The organism is Stenotrophomonas tumulicola, from assembly GCF_014117215.1.
GTDB classification, from domain to species: domain Bacteria; phylum Pseudomonadota; class Gammaproteobacteria; order Xanthomonadales; family Xanthomonadaceae; genus Stenotrophomonas; species Stenotrophomonas tumulicola.
On the sequence record NZ_JACGXS010000001.1, the window covers coordinates 210,151 to 230,168 of the forward strand.

At 67.1% G+C, this 20,018-nt stretch carries 17 protein-coding genes; 8 read left to right on the forward strand and 9 right to left on the reverse strand.

Annotated elements, in window-relative coordinates; translation table 11 throughout:
• Nucleotides 1-74: 74 nt before the first annotated feature.
• On the reverse strand, nt 75-809 hold the full coding sequence (locus tag H4O11_RS00920; protein WP_182337569.1) for an SIMPL domain-containing protein: 735 nt from the start codon (nt 807-809) through the stop codon (nt 75-77).
• Nucleotides 810-938: 129 nt separating this feature from the next.
• Between H4O11_RS00920 and H4O11_RS00925 the strand changes: the two genes are divergently transcribed.
• The 4 genes from H4O11_RS00925 to tldD all read left to right on the forward strand — a co-directional run bounded on the left by H4O11_RS00925 (nt 939) and on the right by tldD (nt 8,458).
• Nucleotides 939-1,547 (forward strand): Maf family nucleotide pyrophosphatase, encoded by a 609-nt coding sequence (locus H4O11_RS00925; RefSeq protein WP_182337570.1) that lies wholly within the window; start codon nt 939-941, stop codon nt 1,545-1,547.
• Nucleotides 1,540-3,027, forward strand: a complete 1,488-nt coding sequence (rng, locus tag H4O11_RS00930) for a ribonuclease G (protein ID WP_182337571.1) — start codon at nt 1,540-1,542, stop codon at nt 3,025-3,027. The genes H4O11_RS00925 and rng overlap by 8 nt, the downstream gene beginning before the upstream one ends.
• A 30-nt stretch (nt 3,028-3,057) precedes the next feature.
• Complete coding sequence (locus tag H4O11_RS00935) at nt 3,058-6,948, forward strand: YhdP family protein (RefSeq protein WP_182337572.1); 3,891 nt, start codon at nt 3,058-3,060, stop codon at nt 6,946-6,948.
• Nucleotides 6,949-7,012: 64 nt separating this feature from the next.
• Complete coding sequence (tldD, locus tag H4O11_RS00940; protein ID WP_182337573.1) at nt 7,013-8,458, forward strand: metalloprotease TldD; 1,446 nt, start codon at nt 7,013-7,015, stop codon at nt 8,456-8,458.
• A 149-nt stretch (nt 8,459-8,607) separates the two neighbouring features.
• Here tldD and yjgA read toward each other — a convergent pair whose 3' ends face one another.
• A complete protein-coding gene (gene yjgA, locus H4O11_RS00945; protein WP_182337574.1) occupies nt 8,608-9,204 on the reverse strand; it encodes a ribosome biogenesis factor YjgA in 597 nt (198 codons plus the stop codon).
• A gap of 69 nt (nt 9,205-9,273) precedes the next feature.
• On the opposite strand from yjgA, the gene pmbA reads away from it, so the two are divergent.
• The gene (pmbA, locus tag H4O11_RS00950) at nt 9,274-10,647 is read left to right on the forward strand and encodes a metalloprotease PmbA (RefSeq protein WP_182337575.1); all 1,374 of its coding nucleotides are present in this window, start codon (nt 9,274-9,276) and stop codon (nt 10,645-10,647) included.
• A gap of 86 nt (nt 10,648-10,733) precedes the next feature.
• Entirely contained in the window at nt 10,734-11,117 is a 384-nt protein-coding gene (locus H4O11_RS00955; RefSeq protein ID WP_182337576.1) for a DUF4870 domain-containing protein, read from the forward strand.
• 261 nt (nt 11,118-11,378) lie between these two features.
• On the opposite strand, the gene H4O11_RS00960 is transcribed toward H4O11_RS00955, so the two are convergent.
• The 5 genes from H4O11_RS00960 to H4O11_RS00980 are packed head-to-tail and all read right to left on the reverse strand — an operon-like array spanning nt 11,379 to nt 16,082.
• Nucleotides 11,379-12,257, reverse strand: coding sequence for a polyprenyl synthetase family protein (locus tag H4O11_RS00960; protein ID WP_182337577.1), 879 nt, complete (start codon nt 12,255-12,257; stop codon nt 11,379-11,381).
• Complete coding sequence (locus tag H4O11_RS00965) at nt 12,247-12,507, reverse strand: exodeoxyribonuclease VII small subunit (protein WP_182337578.1); 261 nt, start codon at nt 12,505-12,507, stop codon at nt 12,247-12,249. Before H4O11_RS00965 ends, H4O11_RS00960 begins: the two co-directional genes overlap by 11 nt.
• A gap of 36 nt (nt 12,508-12,543) precedes the next feature.
• Nucleotides 12,544-13,830 (reverse strand): tRNA lysidine(34) synthetase TilS, encoded by a 1,287-nt coding sequence (tilS, locus tag H4O11_RS00970; protein ID WP_343042748.1) that lies wholly within the window; start codon nt 13,828-13,830, stop codon nt 12,544-12,546.
• A gap of 33 nt (nt 13,831-13,863) precedes the next feature.
• Nucleotides 13,864-14,379, reverse strand: coding sequence for a WG repeat-containing protein (locus H4O11_RS00975; RefSeq protein ID WP_182337579.1), 516 nt, complete (start codon nt 14,377-14,379; stop codon nt 13,864-13,866).
• Nucleotides 14,376-16,082 carry an alkaline phosphatase gene (locus tag H4O11_RS00980; protein WP_182337580.1) on the reverse strand — a complete coding sequence of 569 codons (1,707 nt, stop codon included), beginning with the start codon at nt 16,080-16,082 and terminating at the stop codon, nt 14,376-14,378. The genes H4O11_RS00975 and H4O11_RS00980 overlap by 4 nt, the downstream gene beginning before the upstream one ends.
• A gap of 151 nt (nt 16,083-16,233) precedes the next feature.
• Between H4O11_RS00980 and H4O11_RS00985 the strand changes: the two genes are divergently transcribed.
• The gene (locus H4O11_RS00985) at nt 16,234-17,565 is read left to right on the forward strand and encodes a dicarboxylate/amino acid:cation symporter (RefSeq protein WP_182337581.1); all 1,332 of its coding nucleotides are present in this window, start codon (nt 16,234-16,236) and stop codon (nt 17,563-17,565) included.
• A 299-nt stretch (nt 17,566-17,864) separates the two neighbouring features.
• Here the strand turns inward: H4O11_RS00985 and H4O11_RS00990 are convergent, their stop codons facing one another.
• Nucleotides 17,865-18,644 (reverse strand): C40 family peptidase, encoded by a 780-nt coding sequence (locus tag H4O11_RS00990; protein WP_425505983.1) that lies wholly within the window; start codon nt 18,642-18,644, stop codon nt 17,865-17,867.
• A gap of 132 nt (nt 18,645-18,776) precedes the next feature.
• Nucleotides 18,777-19,319, reverse strand: a complete 543-nt coding sequence (locus H4O11_RS00995; RefSeq protein ID WP_343042749.1) for a C40 family peptidase — start codon at nt 19,317-19,319, stop codon at nt 18,777-18,779.
• Nucleotides 19,320-19,431: 112 nt separating this feature from the next.
• Here H4O11_RS00995 and H4O11_RS01000 point away from each other — a divergent pair, with 112 nt between their 5' ends.
• Nucleotides 19,432-19,911 (forward strand): FKBP-type peptidyl-prolyl cis-trans isomerase, encoded by a 480-nt coding sequence (locus tag H4O11_RS01000; RefSeq protein ID WP_182337583.1) that lies wholly within the window; start codon nt 19,432-19,434, stop codon nt 19,909-19,911.
• Nucleotides 19,912-20,018: the final 107 nt, after the last annotated feature.

Below are 20,018 nucleotides of genomic sequence, written 5' to 3' on the forward strand. Positions count from 1 at the left end.
CTGCCATCGGCGCGCTGCCACGGCGCAGGGCAAGCGGGTCATGGACCCGCTCTACCCGGTTCGTCGCGGAGGCCTCAGCGGGCCAGTTCGAACACCACGTCCAGGTTCACCGACACGGTGGTCTCCCCTGGCGACACTGGCGTGGAAACATCGGCGGCCATCGGCGCGGCCGCAGCGCGCATCATCACCGGACGGAAATTGCCGCCGCCGCTCTCGGAAATGCTGACGATACGACGCACCTGCAGGCCCAGCGCCTTGGCGTAGGTACGGGCGCGCACCTGGGCTTTCTCCAGTGCGGCCAGTCGGGCTTCGTCGTGCACCGGCTCGGGCTGGTCGATCTCGAAGTGCGGGCCATTGATCTGGTTGGCGCCTTCGGCGGCCAGTGCATCGAGCACCTTGCCCAACCGGGTGATGTCGCGGACCTTGAGGCTGACCGTGTTGCTGGCCTGGTAGCCGGTGATCTTCGGCGCCTCATTCTCCGCATAGCGGTACTGCGGGCTGAGGTTGATGCCGCTGGTCTGCACGTCGCGCTCGGCGATGCCTGCGGCCTTGATCGCGGCCAGTACCTTGTCCATCTGCTGGGCATTCTGGCGCATGGCGGTGTTGCCGTCGGCGGCCTGGGTCACCACGCCGGCCGATAGCGTGGCCACGTCCGGTACGCGACTGGCTTCGGCATTGGAGGAAATATTGAGCAGGGTACCTTCCACCGGGGCGATGGCAGGTGCCGGAACGGCGGCATGGGCGGTCACGGAAGCTCCCAGGGCAAGCGACAGGGCGATCAGCAGCGGGGACAGGACGGGGTGACGCATGGACTTCTCCTTGTGGGCCATCGAGGTTGCTGGCGTTGGGATGAACGCGTTGTGAGCCATCGTGGGGTTGGCGCGGGGAAGGGCGGGTTGCCAGCGATTCAGGCACGGCGCGCAGGGTATGCTGTGCGGATGCTCTATCTTGCCTCCCGTTCCCCCCGACGCAGCCAGTTGTTGTCCCGCCTCCGGCGCCCATTCCAGACCTTGGCGCTGGAGGTGGAAGAAGTGCGCGCAGGCGACGAAACCCCACGTGATTATGTACTTCGCGTGGCCAGCGACAAGGCCCGGGCAGGGCTGGCGCAGGTGAGGGCAGTGGATCCGGCGGCCATCGTGCTGGGCTCGGACACTGAAGTGGTGCTGGAAGACCGGGTGTTCGGCAAGCCGCTCGACGACGTGGATGCGGCCGCGATGCTGCGTGCGCTGTCCGGCCGTCGGCACCAGGTAATGACCGCCGTGGTGCTGGCCAGCGCCGATGGCCTGTGTTCGGAACTGGTCGTCTCCGAAGTGAGTTTCGCCGAGCTGGACCAGGCCACCATCGCCGACTATGTAACCAGTGGCGAGCCGATGGGCAAGGCCGGTGCCTATGCCATCCAGGGCGGCGCTGAACGTTTCATCACCCAGCTGGCCGGCAGTTATTCCGGGGTCATGGGTTTGCCGCTTTACCAGACCGATCGCCTGCTTGCCCGCGCCGGACTGCCTTGTTCCCTTGTTGCCGCCACGGAGGCTGCCGTCGATGTCTGAAGAAATACTGGTCAACGTGACCCCGCGCGAAACCCGGGTGGCGGTGATCGAGAACGGCATGCTGCAGGAGCTGCACATCGAGCGCGGTTGGCGCCGCGGTGTGGTCGGCAACATCTACAAGGGCAAGGTGCAGCGGGTGATGCCCGGCATGCAGGCGGCTTTCGTCGAGGTGGGCCTGGATCGCGCTGCGTTCCTGCACGCCAACGACGTGATCCGGCCTGCCCCGGTGGCCAATGCCGATACCGAGAACACCACCCTGCCGCCTCCTTCATCGGTGCCCATCGTGGAACTGCTGCGCGACGGCCAGGACATCGTGGTGCAGGTGGTGAAGGACCCGATCGGCACCAAGGGCGCCCGCCTGACCACCCAGATCAGCATTCCTTCGCGCTACATGGTGCTGCTGCCGCAGTCCAAGGTGGTGGGGGTATCGGCACGCATCGAGGACGAAGCCGAACGTGCCCGCCTGAAGACGCTGGTGACCGAATTGTCGGCCCAGCATGGGGGCTATGGTTATATCGTGCGCACCAATGCCGAGGGCCAGCCGGCCGAGGCCATCGCCGAGGACGTCGCCTACCTGTCGCGGGTATGGAACGTGGTCGAGCGTCGTGGCCGCGAGGCGGCCCCCTGCAGTGTCATCTATGAAGACCTGACCCTGCCGCTGCGTTCGGTGCGCGACCTGATCCGCAAGGATGTCGACAAGGTGAAGGTCGATTCCAAGGAAACCTTCGTGCAGTTGCAGGCATTCGTCGCCAAGTACATGCCGGTGCTGGCCGAGAAGCTGGAACTGTACAGCGGCGATCGTCCGATCTTCGACATGTTCGGGGTGGAGGATGAAATCGGCCGTGCGCTGGACAAGCAGGTGCCGTTGAAGTCCGGTGGCTACCTGGTGATCGACCAGACCGAGGCGATGACCACCATCGATGTCAACACCGGTTCGTTCGTTGGCCAGCGCAACCTGGAAGAAACGGTGTACCGCACCAACCTGGAAGCCGCGCAGGCGGTGGCCAGGCAACTGCGGCTGCGCAACCTGGGGGGCATCATCATCATCGACTTCATCGACATGGTGGATGCCGAGCACCGCCGCCAGGTGCTGCGCACGCTGGAGAAGGCGCTGGCCCGCGACCATGCCAAGACCACCGTGTACGACTTCTCGCCGTTGGGCCTGGTGGAGATGACCCGCAAGCGCACGGTGGAAAGCCTGGAGCGCCAGCTGTCGGAGACATGCCCGCAATGCAGTGGCCGTGGCAGCATCAAGACCACCGAGACGGTGACCTACGAGATATTCCGTGAGATCACCCGTGCGGTGCGCCAGTTCGAAGCGGCGCGCCTGCTGGTGATCGCCTCGTCGAAAGTGGTGGCACGTATCACCGACGAGGAATCCACCGCGGTGGCCGAGCTGGAGGAGTTCCTCGGCAAGAGCATCCGCTTCCAGGCCGACGACCAGTACCTGCAGGAACAGTTCGATGTGGTCCTGCTCTGACCAGTGCCGGCAGGTTGCCGGCCGGGGCCGATGAGCGCGCCGCTGCGACTGCGACTGCGAAGGACCCGCCGTCTTGCCCTGTATGCCCTTGCCGTCGTGCTGGTGCTGGTGGCGTTGCTGGTGGGTACGCTCAGCCAGTTGCTGCCGCTGGCCGAACGCCACCCCGAACACGTGGCCGGCTGGTTGAGTGCGCGTGCCGGGCAGACGGTGCGTTTCGACCGCCTGCAGACCGAGTGGACCCGGCGCGGGCCGCTGCTGCAACTGGACGGGCTGCGCATCGGGCCCGGCGACGGCCTGCGCATCGGCCAAGCCGAGGTGCTGGTGGCGATGTACGCCGGGTTGTTGCCGGGGCGTTCGCTGACCGAACTGCGCCTGCGTGGCCTGGCCTTGACCCTGCAGCGTGGCGATGACGGCCGTTGGCACGTGCGTGGGCTGCCCGAAGCGAAGGGAGGCGATCCGCTGGATGCGCTGCGCCGGCTTGGCGAGCTGCAGGTGGAAGCGGGCCGGCTGGTCGTCGACGCGCCTTCGATCGGGGTAAACGCCAGCCTGCCACGGCTGGACCTGCGCCTGCGGGTCAACGGTGACCGCCTGCGGGTGGGCGTGCGTGCGTGGGCGAAGGCCGACGCGCTGCCGTTGTCGGCGGTGTTGGATGTCGACCGTCGCCATGGCAACGGCGAGGCATGGTTGGGTGGCGACCCGGTGGACCTGCAGGCTTGGTCGCAGTTGCTGTCGGCCGCAGGCGTGCAGGTATTGCAGGGCCGCGGTGAACTCAATGCCTGGGTGGCGCTGCGCGACTTCCGCCCGGTGATGGTGACCACCGATTCGGACCTGGCCGGCCTGCGGTTTGCCGGCGCACCCACGGCCCACGTGGCAGCGCCCGTGCTGGAACTGGAACGATTGCAGGTGCGTGCCCGTTGGCGCTACAGCCCCGGTGGCTGGCGTGCCGAAGCCCCGCGGTTGCGGGTGCGTGCCGAGGGCCGTGAGCAGGTGCTGGATGGGGTGTTGGTCGGGGCCGGACAGCACCTGGCGCTGGTTGGCGAGGACATCGAGGGCGGCGTGCTGCTGCGCGCACTGGCGCTGACCGACCGTGTCGACGCAGGCCTGCGTGACTGGCTCTACCGCGCCCGCCCGCAGCTGCGCCTACGCCAGTTGCAGGCACATGGCGAGCGCGACGGTGCGCTGTGGGTGCAGGGCGAGCTGGACGGGCTGGCCTTTGCCAGCGTGGAAGGGTCTCCCGGCCTGACCGGTGTTGGTGGCCGCTTCCAGGGAGACGCCGAAGGCTTCTCCCTGCAGTTGCAGCCACAGCGGCAGATGCGCTTCGATTGGCCCGATGGCTTCGGCGTGCGCCACGATGTGCAGCTGGCTGGCGAAGTGGTCGGCTGGCATGACGAAGCCGGTGGATGGCGTATCGGCACGCCGGCGCTGCGCGTGCAGGGCACCGATTACGCGGCCGACGTGCGCGGCGGGCTGTGGTTCCAGGGCGATGGTACCCGTCCCTGGATGCAGCTGGCGGCGAAGATCGACGACGTGCCGATGACCGCCGCCAAGCGCTTCTGGATCCGCTCGAAGATGAGCGCCAACGCGCGCGGCTGGCTGGATACCGCGCTGCAGTCCGGCCAGGTGCGTGGTGGTGTCGGCCTGGTCAGCGGTGACCTGGACGACTGGCCGTTCAACGACCGTGATGGCCGTTTCGAGGCCCGTGGACATATCGACAATGGCACCGTCCGTTTCCAGGAGGAATGGCCGGACATGACCGCCGTGGATGCGGATATCGCCTTCATCGGCGCCGGCTTCCAGCTGAAAGGCCGGGGCGGGCTGGGTGGGGTGAACGTGGATGCGATCGAAGCGGGGATCGAGGATTTCGGCGAGGCGCCGTTGTCCGTGCGTGCGCGCAGCCGCAGCGATTCGGCACGCCTGCTGGCGCTGCTGCGACGCAGCCCGCTGCATGCCGAGTACGGGGAAACGCTGGACAGCCTGAGTGCCAGCGGTCCGGTGGAGGTGGATTTCGATCTGCTGCAGCCACTGCACCCTGGCCAGCCGGGCCACCTGCAGGGCACGATCGAGCTGGCTGGCATCAAGCTGGCCGACAAACGCTATGAACTGGATTTCCAGGACGTGCGCGGTCGGGCGCGCTATGCCAACAGCGGCTTTGGCGCTGACGACCTGGCCGTGCGCTATCTCGATGCGCCTGCCCGCCTGAGCCTGCGCGCAGGCGGTTTCGTGAAGGATCCGCAGTTGGCGTTCGAGTCGGAGCTGGAAGCGGACCTGGACGCAGGCGTGTTGCTGGATCGCGCCCCGGAAATGGCCTGGCTGAAGCCTTATGTCGAAGGCCGGTCACGTTGGAGCGTCGGTGTGGACATGCCACGGGCCCCGGCCACCCCGACGGCTGCCGCCGCACTACGCCTGCCCGCGCCGCCGGCCCGGCTGCACCTGCAGTCGGCGCTGGTCGGTACCCGGCTGGACCTGCCGGCTCCGCTGGACAAGCCGGCCGAGGAGGCGCTGGCAACCCGGGTGGAGGCGCAACTGCCGATGGACAATGGCGGGATCGATGTTTCCTTTGGCGAACGGCTGGCACTGGCGGCGCGCACCCAGCAGGGGCGCACCGGCGTGCAGGTCACCCTGGGCAGTGCGCAGGTGGACCGGGAACCGCCGCCCAGCGGACTGGCTGTCAATGGCCGCAGCGGTTCGCTGGATGCGCTGGAATGGATCGGCCTGGCGCGCGGCACGGCCGGTGGTGGTGACGGTGATACGGCTGCCGACCCGATGCCGCTACGTTCGGTGGACGTGCAGGTGGCCCAGCTGCTGTTGATCGGCGGCGTGTTCGAGGACACCCGCCTGCAACTGCGTCCGGGCCCGCAGCAGGTGGACGTGCGCCTGGAGGGGCCATCGCTGGCAGGCCAGCTGAGCGTGCCCAACGCAACCGGTGGCACCATCAACGGCACGCTGCAGCGCGTGCACTGGAAATCACTGCCCGGTCCGGTACAGGTCCGGCCGCGCGATGGCGCGGAAATCAGCATGCCGGATGGCCAGGTCGTGGCGGCGCGCGTGCAGGCCAGTGCCAACGATACCGATCCGGCGGCGATTCCGCCGCTGGCTCTGGATATCGCCGACCTGCAGTTCGGCAAGGTCAGCCTGGGCCAGGCGGTGGTGCGTACGCACCCGGTGGCACAGGGATTGCGCGTGGAGCAGCTCAGTTTCCGTTCGCCCGGGCAGTCCATCGACGTGAATGGGCAGTGGTTGGGCAAGGGCGCGGCTGCGCGCACCGGACTGACTGCGCAGGTGCGCAGCGAGGACCTGGGAAACCTGATGCGTGACCTGGATTACGCGGGGCAACTTCGCGGCGGGCAGGGGGATTTCACCTTGCAGGCCAACTGGCCCGGTGGGCCGTCCGATTTCCAGCTGGGCAACCTGGCCGGCAGCATGACGGTGGATGCACGCAACGGCCAACTGCTGGAACTGGAGCCGGGCGCGGGTCGCGTGCTGGGCCTGCTCAGCGTGACCCAGCTGCCACGGCGGTTGATGCTGGATTTCCGCGATTTCTTCTCCAAGGGATTCGCCTTCAACCAGATCGAAGGCACGCTGCAGTTCGGCGAGGGGCTGGCTACCACCGACAAGGTACTGATCGAAGGGCCGGCGGCGAACATCCGCATCCGCGGCCGCACCGACCTGCGCCAGCAGCAGTTCGACCAGACCATCGATGTCAATCCCCGTTCGGGTAACCTGCTCACCGTGGTCGGCGCCTTTGCCGGCGGCCCGGTGGGCGCGGCACTGGGTGCGGCGACCAATGCGGTGCTGTCCAAGCCATTGGGCGAGATCGGTGCCAAGAGCTACCGGGTCACCGGCCCGTGGAAAGAACCCAAGGTGGAAGTGGTGGAGCGCGATGCTGCTTCGCCACCGCCCCCCAAGCCGCAGGCACGTTGACCGGCGCGGCTCCCCTCCCATGGTCGCGGCTTGCATGGCCGCGCCCCGCCCCCAGATCAGGACAATGACCGAAAACGCCCTCACCCTCGCCAATGACCGCCTGCTGCAGCCTGCCGGGCTGGATGCCAGCACCCTTGAACGTACCTTCGGCCACCTGCTGGGCCCGGGCATCGACTTCGGTGACCTGTATTTCCAGCATGCGCGGCGCGAAAGCTGGAGCGTGGAAGACGGCATCGTCAAGGATGGCGCGCATTCCATCGAGCAGGGCGTCGGCGTGCGTGCCATTGCCGGCGAGAAAACCGGTTTTGCCTATTCCGATGACATCCACCGCGATGCGTTGGCCGTGGCCGCGCAGTCGGCACGCGCGATCTCGCGTGAAGGTGGCGCCCAGGCCGGGCAGTCGCTGGTGCGCGGCGATGCGCGCGCGCTGTATCCGGCGCTGGATCCGGTGGAGAGCATGGGCAACGAGGCCAAGGTGGAGGTGCTGAAGCGGCTGGACAGCTACCTGCGCGCGGCCGATCCGCGGGTCCGGCAGGTGATGGTCAGCCTGTCCGGCGGCGTGGACACGGTGCTGATCGCCCGTAGTGACGGCGTGCTGGGTGCGGACATCCGCCCGTTGGTGCGCTTGAACGTGCAGGTCATCGTCGAGCAGGGGGGGCGACGTGAATCCGGCTATGCCGGCGGTGGCGGCCGCTACGATTATGCCGAGCTGTTCGCCAACGGCCGGCCCGAAGCGTTCGCCCGCGAGGCGCTGCGCCAGGCGTTGGTCAATCTCGATGCCATTCCTGCACCGGCCGGCGTGATGCCGGTGGTGCTCGGACCGGGCTGGCCAGGCGTGTTGCTGCACGAAGCGGTAGGCCATGGGCTGGAAGGCGATTTCAACCGCAAAGGCACCAGCGTCTACGCCGGCCGGCTGGGCGAACGCGTGGCCGCGCCCGGGGTGACCATCGTCGATGACGGCACCCTGGAGGGCCTGCGCGGGTCGCTGACCATCGATGACGAGGGGCATCGCACCCAGTGCACCACGCTTATCGAAGACGGCATCCTGGTGGGTTACATGCAGGATTCGCTCAACGCCCGCCTGATGGGCATGGCGCCCACCGGCAACGGTCGCCGTGAATCGTTCGCACACCTGACCATGCCGCGCATGACCAATACCTACATGCGCGCGGGCCAGCACGATCCGCAGGAAATGATCCGCTCGGTGAAGAAGGGCCTGTATGCGGTCAACTTCGGTGGCGGGCAGGTGGACATCACCAGCGGCAAGTATGTGTTCTCGGCGACGGAGGCGTACCTGATCGAGGATGGTCGCATTACTGCCCCGGTGAAGGGCGCCACGATCATCGGCAATGGCCCCGAGACCATGCAGAAGGTGCGCATGATCGGCAACGACCTGGCGCTGGACGAGGGGGTTGGCATCTGTGGCAAGGATGGCCAGAGCGTACCGGTGGGCGTGGGCCAGCCCTCTTTGTTGATCGACGGGCTGACCGTGGGTGGCACCCAGGCGTGATGCCATGGGTGCCGCTGTTCGCGCTGCGTGCGCGTGACGGGCATGGCCCGTCACTACCGGTGCGGTGGGAATCGGTGATGGACGGCGTCCACATCCGGCCGTGCCTGGTAGAGCGGGTCCATGACCCGCTGCTTTCGCCGGATCGCGGCTCAGTCCTGGGCTTCGTCCGTGCTGCCTTCGAGGGCGTCTTCGCTTTCATCGGCATCGGTACCCGCCAGGCCCAGCGCGGCCGGCAGCATCAGCGTGCGCAACACCTGGAAGATCTCACGGTAGGCGCGCGGCGGCTTGTTCTTCGCCCGTTCGGCCTGGGCATTGCGCACCAGCGTACGCAGCTGCTGACGGTCCGCCTGCGGGTATTCGTCCAGCAGCTTGGACAGCGCGCCGTCGCCGTCGACCATCAGCTTTTCGCGCCAGTCTTCGGCGCGGTGCATCATCGCCACTTCGCGCCGGCCGGTTTCGCTGTTGGCGTCCAGCGCATCACGGATCGCGTCCAGGGTCGCGTCTTCCTCGCGGCGCATGTGCTTGGCCAGGAACGCCAGCTGCCGCTTGTGCGCGATGTGGGCGGTGATCCGCTTGCATTCGGCGATGTGCGGCAGCAGGTCCTCGGGCACGGGCAGGCGCGCCAGCTGCGCGGGGGTCAGCGAGACCAGCTTTTCGCCCAGCGCAAGCACTTCCAGCGCATCGTTGCGCTTCTGCTTGCGGCTTTTGTCGTGGAATTCACCGGTTTCTTCGTCGCGTCCGCGCATCGTCTTTCCTAACTTCCGTCAATACGTCGCCCGGCGCAGTGCCGGGCCCAACCTGTACAGGATAAAGCATTGAACGTCATCGCCCCTGAAGCCGCCGCTGCCAGCGGTACCGAGGTCCGGCTGGAACAACTGGCCGATATTTCCCAGCAACTGCTGGACCATGCGCGCCGACTGGGTGCCAGCCAGGCCGAAGTGTCCTGCAGCGAGGACCGCGGGCTGGATGTCAACGTGCGCCTGGGCGAGGTGGAAACGGTGGAATCCACTGCCGATCGCGGGATTGCGGTCACCGTCTACTTCGGCCAGCGCAAGGGCAGCGCCAGCACCGCTGACCTGCAACCGGCCAGCCTGGTGGCCACGGTGGAACAGGCCTGTGCGATCGCCCGCCATACCGAAGACGATGCCGCTGCCGGGCTGGCAGATGCCGATCTGATGGCACGCGAGTTCCCGGAACTGGACGGTTGGCACCCATGGGACCTGCAGGCCGAACAGGCCATCGACCTGGCGCTGGCCTGCGAGGCGGCCGGTCGCCAAGCCGATGCGCGCATCAGCAATTCCGACGGTGCGTCGGTCTCCACCGCACAGAGCCTGTCGGTGTACGCCAACTCGCATGGCTTCTTCGGCCGTGAGCGTGGCACCCATCATTCGATGGGCGTGGCGCTGATCGCGGGGCAGGGCGATGGCATGCAGCGTGATGGCTGGTACACCAGCGCACTGGCCCGCGAGGACCTGGAAGCCGCTGCCAGCGTCGGCCTGCGTGCCGCCGAACGTACCATTGCCCGCCTGCGGCCGCGTTCGCTGGCCACCACCAGCATGCCGGTGCTGTTCGCCCCGGAAGTGGCGCGCAGCCTGGTCGGCCACCTGCTGTCGGCGGTGTCCGGTGGCGCGCTGTACCGCCAGGCCAGCTTCCTGCTGGACAGCGCCGGCCAGGCGCTGTTCCCGGCATGGATGCAGATCGACGAGCTACCGCACCTGCGGCGCGGTCGGCGCTCGGCTGCCTTCGACGGCGATGGCGTGGCCACCCGGGCGTCGGCCTTGGTCCGTGACGGCGTGCTGCAGCGCTACATCCTGGGCAGTTACTCGGCACGCAGGCTCGGCCTGCAGACCACGGCCAACGCCGGTGGCGTGCACAACCTGCAGGTGGCGGCCAGCGCCGACGGCCTGGACCTGCACGGCATCGCCCGGCAGATGGGCAACGGCCTGCTGGTGACCGAACTGATGGGGCAGGGCGTCAACGGAGTAACCGGCGACTACTCGCGCGGCGCCGGTGGCTTCCGGGTGGAGAACGGCGAAATCCAGTATCCGGTGGATGGCATCACCATCGCGGGCAACCTGCGCAGCATGTTCGCGGATATCGAGGCGGTGGGCAGCGATGTCGATCCACGCTCGCATATCCGCGTCGGTTCGATCCTGGTCGGGAAGATGACGGTGGCCGGTAACGACTGATGCCGGTAATGGCGTAATCTTGGGCCGCTGCGCCGACCCGCGGGGAGCGGGTCGCGGCGACCACCCAAACTACAAGGAGTTTCTCCATGAGTGAATTCGACAACGCCACCACCCCGCCACCGCCGCCGGTCGGTACCGAGCCGGCACCGACCGACCAGCGCACCATGGCGCTGGCCGCGCACCTGCTCGGTATCTTCACCTGGTTCATCGGAGCACTGGTGATCTGGCTGATCAACAAGGATGACGCCAGCAAGTCCTTCGTCACCGACCAGGCCAAGGAAGCACTGAACTTCCAGATCACCATCGCCATCGCGATGGCCATCTGCCTGGTGCTGGTGCTGGTCTTCATCGGCGCGCTGCTGATGCCGGTGGTGGGCGTGTTGAACGTGGTGTTCTGCATCATCGCGGCAGTCAAGGCCAACAACGGTGAAGCCTACCGCTACCCGTTCGCGCTGCGCCTGATCAAGTAATCCCGCCGCAGTCCAGGCACACGCAGACGCCCGGCAATGCCGGGCGTTTCCGTATCGATTGCGAAGGCGTGGCCGCCAATGAGGCGGCGCGATCCGCGCTGGAAACGCTGGGCGCACGACGCATCGGTTTCGTCAAACGCTGGTGGGTGATGGACGCGCCGACAGGCCACCGTGGCCGCGCGCGCGCCAATCATGGGGAATAACGCGCCGCCAGGCGGGTAGTGACGGGCCATGCCCGTCACAGGCCTGGCCAAAGGCAGTTCAGTGATCGCGCTCCACGGCCAGACGGCCGAGTGCGCGCAGCGCGTCGGCTTCTTCGCCGTAACCGGCCAGCGCCTCGTCCATTGCCGCGCTCAGTTCGCGCAGCCTGGCCTTGGCGCCCTCCATTCCCAGCAGCGCCGGGAAAGTCGACTTGTCCTGTGCAACATCCTTGCCGGCGGTCTTGCCCAGTTGTTCGGAACTGGCTTCGACATCCAGGATGTCATCGCGTACCTGGAAGGCCAGGCCCAGTGCATCGGCGAAACGGTCCAGCCGCTGCAGCTCGGCCACCGGCGCTTGGCCGCACAGCGCCCCCATGCGTACCGCTGCGCGGATCAGCGCGCCGGTCTTCAGCGCATGCATCCGGGTCAACGCCTGCAGCGACTGCATTTGCCCGGTAGCATCGATATCCAGCGCCTGGCCGCCGCACATGCCGGCTGCACCGGCTGCATGAGCCAGCGTCTGCAGGCACTGCACGCGCAGCTCTGCCGGCAGTGGCGCTTCGGCCAACAGGCTGTATGCGCGGGACTGCAAGGCATCGCCGGCCAGGATGGCAGTGGCTTCGTCGAAGGCGATGTGGGTGGTCGGCTTGCCACGGCGCAGCGCGTCATCGTCCATCGCCGGCAGGTCGTCGTGTACCAGCGAATAGGCGTGGATGAGTTCCACTGCCATCGCCGGCGCATCGAGGTGATGCGGATCGGCGCCGAAGACTGCGCCGGCAGCATGCACCAGCAGCGGACGCATGCGCTTGCCGCCGCCCAGTACCGAATGCCGCATTGCCTGGTGCAGGCGGCGCGGGTCATCGGTCGGTGAGGGCAGGGCTGCGTCGAGCTGGCTTTCGATGCGTTCGCGCAGGCCGGCGAAGCGGGCTTCAACCGTCATGGGACGGCGGATCGAAGGGCTCGGCGGTCTCTGGCTGGGCGGGGTCGGTCAGCAGGCGCACGCGCAGTTCGGCCTGTTCCAGTGCCTGCTGGCATTGCCGATACAGGCCCACGCCGCGCTCGTAGGCGCTCAGCGAGGCTTCCAGGGACAGGTCGCCGGTTTCCATCTGTTCGACCAGCTGTTCCAGCGATTCGAGCGACTGCTCGAACTGGGCCACCGGCGAGGCGCTTTCAGGGGTTTTCTTGACCATGTGGCAAGTGTGGACGGCCTGCGCACGGGGGTCAATTCACCAACCGCCGGGCCGCCAGTGCAACTGCGCGTCGTGCTGCTGCAGCCAGGCCTGCAGGGGGGCGGACAGCACCACGTCGGCTGCCGCCTGCAACTGGCTTCCGGCAAACAGCAGCGGCAACTGGGCGCGTCGCCAGGGCGCCAGATGCTCGCGCTGCAGGCAGTCCTTCAATGCGTGGGAATGGTCGCGGCCGGGCAGCTGGATACGTTCGCCGCCCTGTCGTGCGCGCACCTGCAGCGGGGCATCGAAGCCTGGTGTGCCCAGCAACTGCAACTGGCCCCCGTCCGGCAGCGACAGCGGGCTTCGGCCATCCCAGTCCACGCGCCAGCCCTGCGGCAGCGCGGGCAACGCCGCGGGCAGCAGATACCAGTGGCCACGCCACAGGCGGATGCTGTGCTGCCGCCAGCGCACCTGCGCGTCGCGGTCGGGTGCGACCGGCAGCAGCGTGTCCTCCAGTTGGCGCAGCACGCTGGCAGGCAGTGCGGGCGCTCCCTGCGCCAGCACCCAGCGCCGCAGCACGCGGGCACGACGTTCGGCGGAAAGCTGGCGCAGCAGCGCCACCGACAGCACGCGTGGCGCTGCCTGCACGTGCTGCAGCAGTTCCTCCTCTTCTTCGTCCAGCATGCCGCGCAGCTGCCCACAGTGGACGGCACTGCCGGACAGCGCTTCGGCGGCATGCGGCCAGCGCTGGCGCAGCAGTGGCATCACGTGCAGGCGCAGGAAGTTGCGGTCGGGGGCATCGCTGAGGTTGCTGGGGTCTTCGATCCAGTCGAGCCCATGCGCCTGTGCGTAAGCCAGCAGCGCACTGCGCGGCACCTGCAGCAAGGGCCGCCAGAGGACGTGGTTGCCGAACGCGGCCTGTGGAGCCATCGCGGCCAGGCCATCCACGCCGGCGCCACGCAGCGCACGCAGCAGGAAGGTTTCGGCCTGGTCGTCCTGGTGCTGGGCCAGCGCCAGCATCTCGCCTGCGCGAAGCTCGGTGGAAAAAGCCGCGCGACGTGCCAGCCGGGCGGCGCCTTCCAGCCCCATTCCCGCCTGCAGGTCGACCGTCACCCGATGTACGGCCAGCGGGATGCCCCAGGCGTCGCATTGGTGCTGGCAGTGGCTGGCCCAGGCATCGGCATCTGGCTGCAGGCCGTGGTGTACATGCACCGCACGCACGCCGCTGCCGCCAGCCTGCACTGAATGCCACAGCCAGTGCAGCAGCACGGTCGAATCCAGCCCGCCGCTGTAGCCGACCAGCAGGGGCGTATCGAAGGAGGTGGGGGAGGGGAAATGGATCACGGCGGCAAGTATGGCCGCCGTGGTCGTCGCACTCTAGTCCGGCAGCCGCTGTCCCTGGCGATCGATCCAGAACCATTCACCGCCAACCACCGGCACGTGCCCATCGCCGCTGTCGTCCGGCGGGCCTGGGCGGCACCCGTTGCAGACCCGGGCGCGGCCGTCTTCGTACGGCCAGGCGAAATCGAAGGTCGTGGCGAACGCCGGCTGCAGTCGTGCATCGAAAAAGCCGAGGCGCTTGCCGACCCGGCCACGCACGCGGCCTTCCTGCAGTGCGTCCGGGCCATTGTCGTAGGTCGGTACCGGCAGGCTGCGACCCTGGCGCGTCACCAGGTGGTAGCCATCGCCGGCAAGCACGACGGCCAGTCCATCGGTGTCGTAGTCCAGTGCGCCCAGCGCGGAGGATTCCAGCACCACGTGGCCACCGTCGAGCCGGCAGCCGGGCAGGTCCACGGGGCCATGCCCGGTATCGAACTGCTGGCAACCGCCGGCAAGGGCGCTGCCGCTGGCCAGCAGCAGCGCACCCAGCAACGGTCGACGCAGTCCGATCACTCCGGGCTCGCCACGCGCTCGAAGCTGTTGGCCACCGGCAGTTCCACCGGCACGCCATTGGCATCGCAGGTACCGGCGGCACACAGGCGCTCGCGCAGGCGCGGAGTGGCCTGCACGATCATGTGGTAGATCGCATTCTGTTCCAGCGTGCCGCGGATCGCCTTGCTGCCCGGGCCACGTGCCCAGATGCCCACGTCCTCGCCACCATGCGATTCACTCTTCATCGGCACCAGCGCTTCCTGCATGTAATCCGGATGTTCGGTGTCCACATGGGTCAGGTCCGGGCGACCGCTGGCTGGATCGAAGCTGCTTGGGCCGTGCGGATAGGCCTTGGCACCTGCCGGCTGCTGGTTGCTGGGGCCGGCATAACCGGGGCCATTGGCGTAGCTCAGCGTGGTGTAAGGCAGGCCCAGGCCGTCGCGTGCCAGGTCCAGCTCGCCTGCACCATCTTCGCCGCCCTTGTCCTTGACCTTGCCCAGGATCGGGTTGCCGCGGGCCGGGTAGCCGACGAAGTTCAGCGTATGCGAATGGTCGGCGGTGACGATGATCAGGGTGTCGTCATCGCGGGTCATCTCCGATGCCACGCGCACCGCATCGGACATCGCAACGGTATCGGTCAGCGCCCGGTAGGCATTGCCGCTGTGGTTGGCGTGGTCGATACGTGCCCCTTCGATCATCAGCACGTAGCCTTCCTGGTGCCGGGACAGGTTGGCGATCGCGGCGCGGGTCAGTTCGGCCAGGCTCGGCTCGCCGGCCGGGTCCTGGGCGCGGTCCTGCTCATACTGCATGTGGTCCGGCTCGAACAGGCCGAACAGGGCCGGGGCGTTGGAGGCGGCCTTCAACTGCTCGGCGTTCCAGACATAGGCGCCCTGCGGGTGTGCCTGCTGCCATTCGGCGACCAGGTTGCGTCCATCCAGGCGCAGGCCGACCTTGTCGTCGTACTCCGGGTCCTGCTCATTGATGGTGGTGAACTGCGCGCGTCCACCGCCAAGGGCGACCAGCGGGCCGCGGCCATAGCGCGAGGTGGACAGCAGTTGCTGGGCGATGTCCTTGCAGCCTGCGGCCTTGGCCTGCTCGGTCAGGTCGGTGTCGTTTTCCCAGTTGCGTTCCGGCGAATGCGCGTAGGTGGCCGCCGGGGTGGCGTGCGTCAACCGTGCGGTGGACACGATGCCGGTGGCGAGGCCGGCGCTGTCCGCCAGTTGCAGCCAGGTCAGCAGGCCCTTGTCCAGGCTGTCGGCGCAGTCGTTGCGGGTGCCGGCGCTGACGCCGATGGCACCCATGTGGGTCTTCACGCCGGTGGTGATGGCGGTCATGGTGCCGGCCGAATCCGGAGTCTGCGAGTCGACGTTGTAGGTCTTGCTGAACGCCGTTGCCGGGAAATGCTCCCAGGACAGCAGGTTCTCCTCGCCGGAACTGCCCTTGCGCTGGCCTTCGTAAATGCGCGCAGCGGCCACGGTGGTCAGGCTCATGCCATCACCGAGGAACAGAATGACGTTCTTGGCTTTGCCGCTCATGGCGCCATTGCCCGCCGCCTGCGCCGCACCGCTGCGGTACCACCACTGTGGAGTTTCACCGTCCGGGTGGGCCACGGAAGGTACCGCGACCGTCAGGCCGGCCGGGCCGGAAGCCTGCGGGGCGCTGGAACAGGCGCCCAGCAACAGCGTCGCCGCCGCAGTGGCGAGCAGGGTGGTGGTACGGATCATGGACGGCAGGTCCTCACGAAATGAAACGGGCGTTCATTATGCCGATCTCGACAAGGCATGCCGATGACACGCTGATTTGTCCGTTGGCTGGTCGTACTGCGGCGCAGCATGGGCTAAGGTGCGACCATCGTTCTTTCCCCCTGGATTTCCCATGAAGCTGGTCTCTGCCTGGCTGCGCATCCCGTTCTGGCAACGCGTGGTTGCAGGCTTCGTCCTTGGCGCCCTGGCCGGTTGGCTGATGGGGCCGGCTGCTGAAACCTGGTTTGGCCCACTGGGTGACCTGTACGTCACCCTGATCAAGATGATCGCCGTGCCGCTGGTGTTCTTCGCGGTCATCAATGCGATCTCTTCGCTGCACGGGCAGAAGTCGGTAGCCGCGCTCAGTGGTCGCACCTTCCTTTGGTTCGTGATCACCGCTGCATTCGCGGTCGGCATCGGCCTGCTGGTGGGGACCGTGCTGCAGCCGGGCACGGGTGGCCTGCAGCTGTCCATGGCCAGCAACTACGTACCGCGTGAAGTGCCCAGCGTGGTCCAGGTGCTGTTGGACGTGGTGCCGTCGAATGTGTTCTACGCCCTGTCCGGAATCGGCACGCGGGTCAACGCGGCGGGCGAGACCGTGCTTGCCGCGGGGCGCGGGTCGATCCTGCCGGTGATCTTCTTCGCTGGCCTGGTCGGCTTTGCCATCGTCAAGCTGGGTGAGAAGGTCACCCAGGCCCGGCAACTGGTCGGGCAGATGAGCGAGATCATGATCCAGGTGACCCGCTTCGTGCTGGAAGTCACCCCCATTGGTACCTTTGGCCTGATCGCCGGCCTGGTGGGCAGCTATGGTTTCGAAAAGCTGCTGCCGCTGGGCAACTTCGTGCTGGCGCTGTACATCGCCTGCGCGCTGCACATCGTGGTGGTGTACGGCGCGCTGTTGCTGTCGCATGGGTTGAACCCGTTGAAGTTCTTCCGCGGCGCGGCGCCCGGCATGCAGGTGGCCTTCGTCAGTTCGTCCAGCTTCGCGGCAATGCCGGTGGCGATGCGTTCGATCACCCACAACCTGGGCGTCAACAAGGACTACGCGTCGTTTGCCGTCCCACTGGGTGCCAGCATCAAGATGGACGGCTGCGGGGCGATCTATCCAGCGCTGTGCGCGGTGTTCATCTCCCAGTACAGCGGTGTACCGATGTCGCCGGAGCAGTACCTGATCGTGCTGATTGCTTCCGTGCTGGGCAGCTTCGGCACCGCCGGTGTGCCGGGTACGGCCGTGGTGATGGCCACCGTGGTGTTGAGTGCGGCCGGCCTGCCGCTGGAAACCATCGGTTACCTGTACGCGATCGACCGCATCCTGGACATGATGCGCACGATGACCAATGTCACCGGCCAGATGCTGGTGCCGGTGCTGGTGGCCAAGGAAGCGGGGCTGTTGGACCAGCAGGTCTACGACAACCCGTCCACCAACGTGGGCATCGATGACCCGGATCCTGCCCCGCGCGCGTGATGGATCATCTGTCGGGTGATGGCCCTTGGTCGGCGTGTGCGGGCATGCCGCAGCCGATCATCGGTAGAGCGTGGCCATGCCGCGCTGGCAGGAGCATGACGGTGAAACGAAAGGCCGCGGGTCATTGGGGGGGCGCTCTCCTCCCGGTGCTGGCATCGCTGCTGCAGTCGGCTCCGGAATCCACCAGGCGGTAATGAAGGCAAATGCGAGGCGGGCCGCCGATGACGGAAAAATCCGTCCCATGAGAAAAGCCGCTGGCTGGCAGCGGCTTCCTGGACGGTGCGGCAGCGTCGCGTGGTTCAGAGATCGACGCGGCGTGCCTGCATGAATTTGTTGCCCCAGTAGCCGGTCAGCAGGGTGTCCACGCGAACGTCCTTGCCGGTGCTCGGGGCATGCAGGAACCTGCCTTCGCCGACGTAGATGCCGACGTGGTCGACGCGGCCCTTGCGGCCGAAGAACACCAGGTCGCCTTCTGTCAGCGCGGTACGGTCGTTGATCAACTCGTTCTTGCGGTCGCTGGCCATGTCGCGCGATACGCGTGGCAGTTCGATGCCCAGCGCAGTGCGGAAGACGTAGCCGACCAGGCCGCTGCAGTCGAAGCCGCTGTCCGGCGTGCTGCCGCCCCAGCGGTATGGCGTGCCCAGCAAGGTCATCGCACGGCGCAGCACGGACTGGATCTTGCCGTTCTCTTCTGCTCCGGCGACCACGATGGAGCCGGATGCATTGGCGTCATAGTTGGCGAGCAGGCGGCTCAGGTCGCCAGCGACCATGGCCGAACGGTCCATGAGGGGAATGCTGTCGTTGGCGGCAAGATGCGGCAGAAGGGCGGCGAGGGTAGCGCTGGCCGCTGCATCGGCGCGGCTGCGTGGAGCAACGATGGCCTGGGCCCTGGTTGCGGCAGGCATGCTTGAAGCGGCAGGGGGCTCGGCCGCCGTGACCGTGACCGGGGAACTCTGCGCCCATGCGGGCACGGTGGTCAGTGCAAGGGCCAGAGTGAGCAGGACGCGCTGGGTGCGCTGGGGCGAGCGGGGTGAAATCTGGGCACGCTGGCCTTCACACATCAGGTCGTCGGTCGTCACGCGGCGGTCACAAGGTTAAAAGCGATGGGGAATAATGCCTTGCAAAGACGTCAGACAAGTACAAATTTCGTTAATATTTCGTTTATATAAACGTGATGTTCGTCACGCTTCTGTTCTTCTACCCTGTTCATGTCAATGCAGGACGCGTTTGGCACCGGTGTAATGGTCCTTCCAGTAGTGCCCGCCCAGCGAATCCAGCCTGACGGTACCGCCAGTGCTGGGTGCATGTACGAAGCGACCTTCGCCTACGTAGATGCCAACGTGGCTGACATTGCCTCGGCTGCCAAAAAAGACCAGGTCGCCGGTTGCCAGGCGCCGTGGTTCGATCTTCGGCCCCTGCACTGCGGCCAGCTCGCGCGAGGTGCGCGGCAGCTTCAGGTCGACCATTTCGCGGTACACATAGGTCACCAGGCCACTGCAGTCGAAACCGGATTCCGGTGTATTGCCACCGTAGAGGTAAGGAGTGCCGACCAGTCCGATGGCGCGCATCAGCACCGCGTTGGCTGCCTGCGGATTGGCCGGTGCCACGCTTGGCCAGGTCCCGGTTGCAGGAGGCGGGGCGGCCGCGCGGCTGGCCTTGCCGCCACCGCAGGCGGTGATCAGGGCCGCCATGCCCAGCAGCGCGAGGGCAACCATGGTCCGGCGCAGGCCGGGCGAAACTGGCGTCATGTCCACGATCTCCGGATAATGCGCGACCTCAGATAGGCCGTCATGATGGCGGCGTACCCGTCGGGCGGCAACCCGCCCCCCTCCGCCTGCCCTCGGCAGCTACCAGACAGAGTTGCGCATGAAGATTGAAAAAGACCGCGTTGTCCGCTTCCATTACACCGTTTCCGAGGTTGGCCAGGAGCCGATCGAATCGTCCCGGGAGCGCGAGCCGCTGGCGATCCTGGTCGGCCATGGCAACATCATCCCGGGCCTGGAAAACGCGATGATGGACAAGGAAGCCGGCGCCACCTTCGGTGTGGACGTGGCATCGGCCGATGCCTACGGCGAACGCCGCGACGGCCTGACCCAGCGCGTGCCGAAGAAGCATTTCGGCAAGGAAAAGCTGGTTCCGGGCGCGCAGGTCGTGCTGCAGACCAATTTCGGCCCGCGTGCTGTCACCGTGCAGAAGGTCGGCATGAGCGTGGTCGATGTCGACCTGAACCATCCGATGGCCGGCAAGGACCTGCATTTCGACGTGGAGATCATCGACGTGCGTGAAGCCGGCAAGGAAGAGCTCGAGCACGGCCACGTGCATGGCGATGGTGGTCACCAGCACTGAGTGCTGGCGCCCGCGCTGTAGTGCGAACGGCCCGCGGAAGCGGGCTGTTTTGTTTTGCAGCGGCGAGCCACGCTCGCTGCATTCCCGCGTCGCGCGCATCGCCAGCG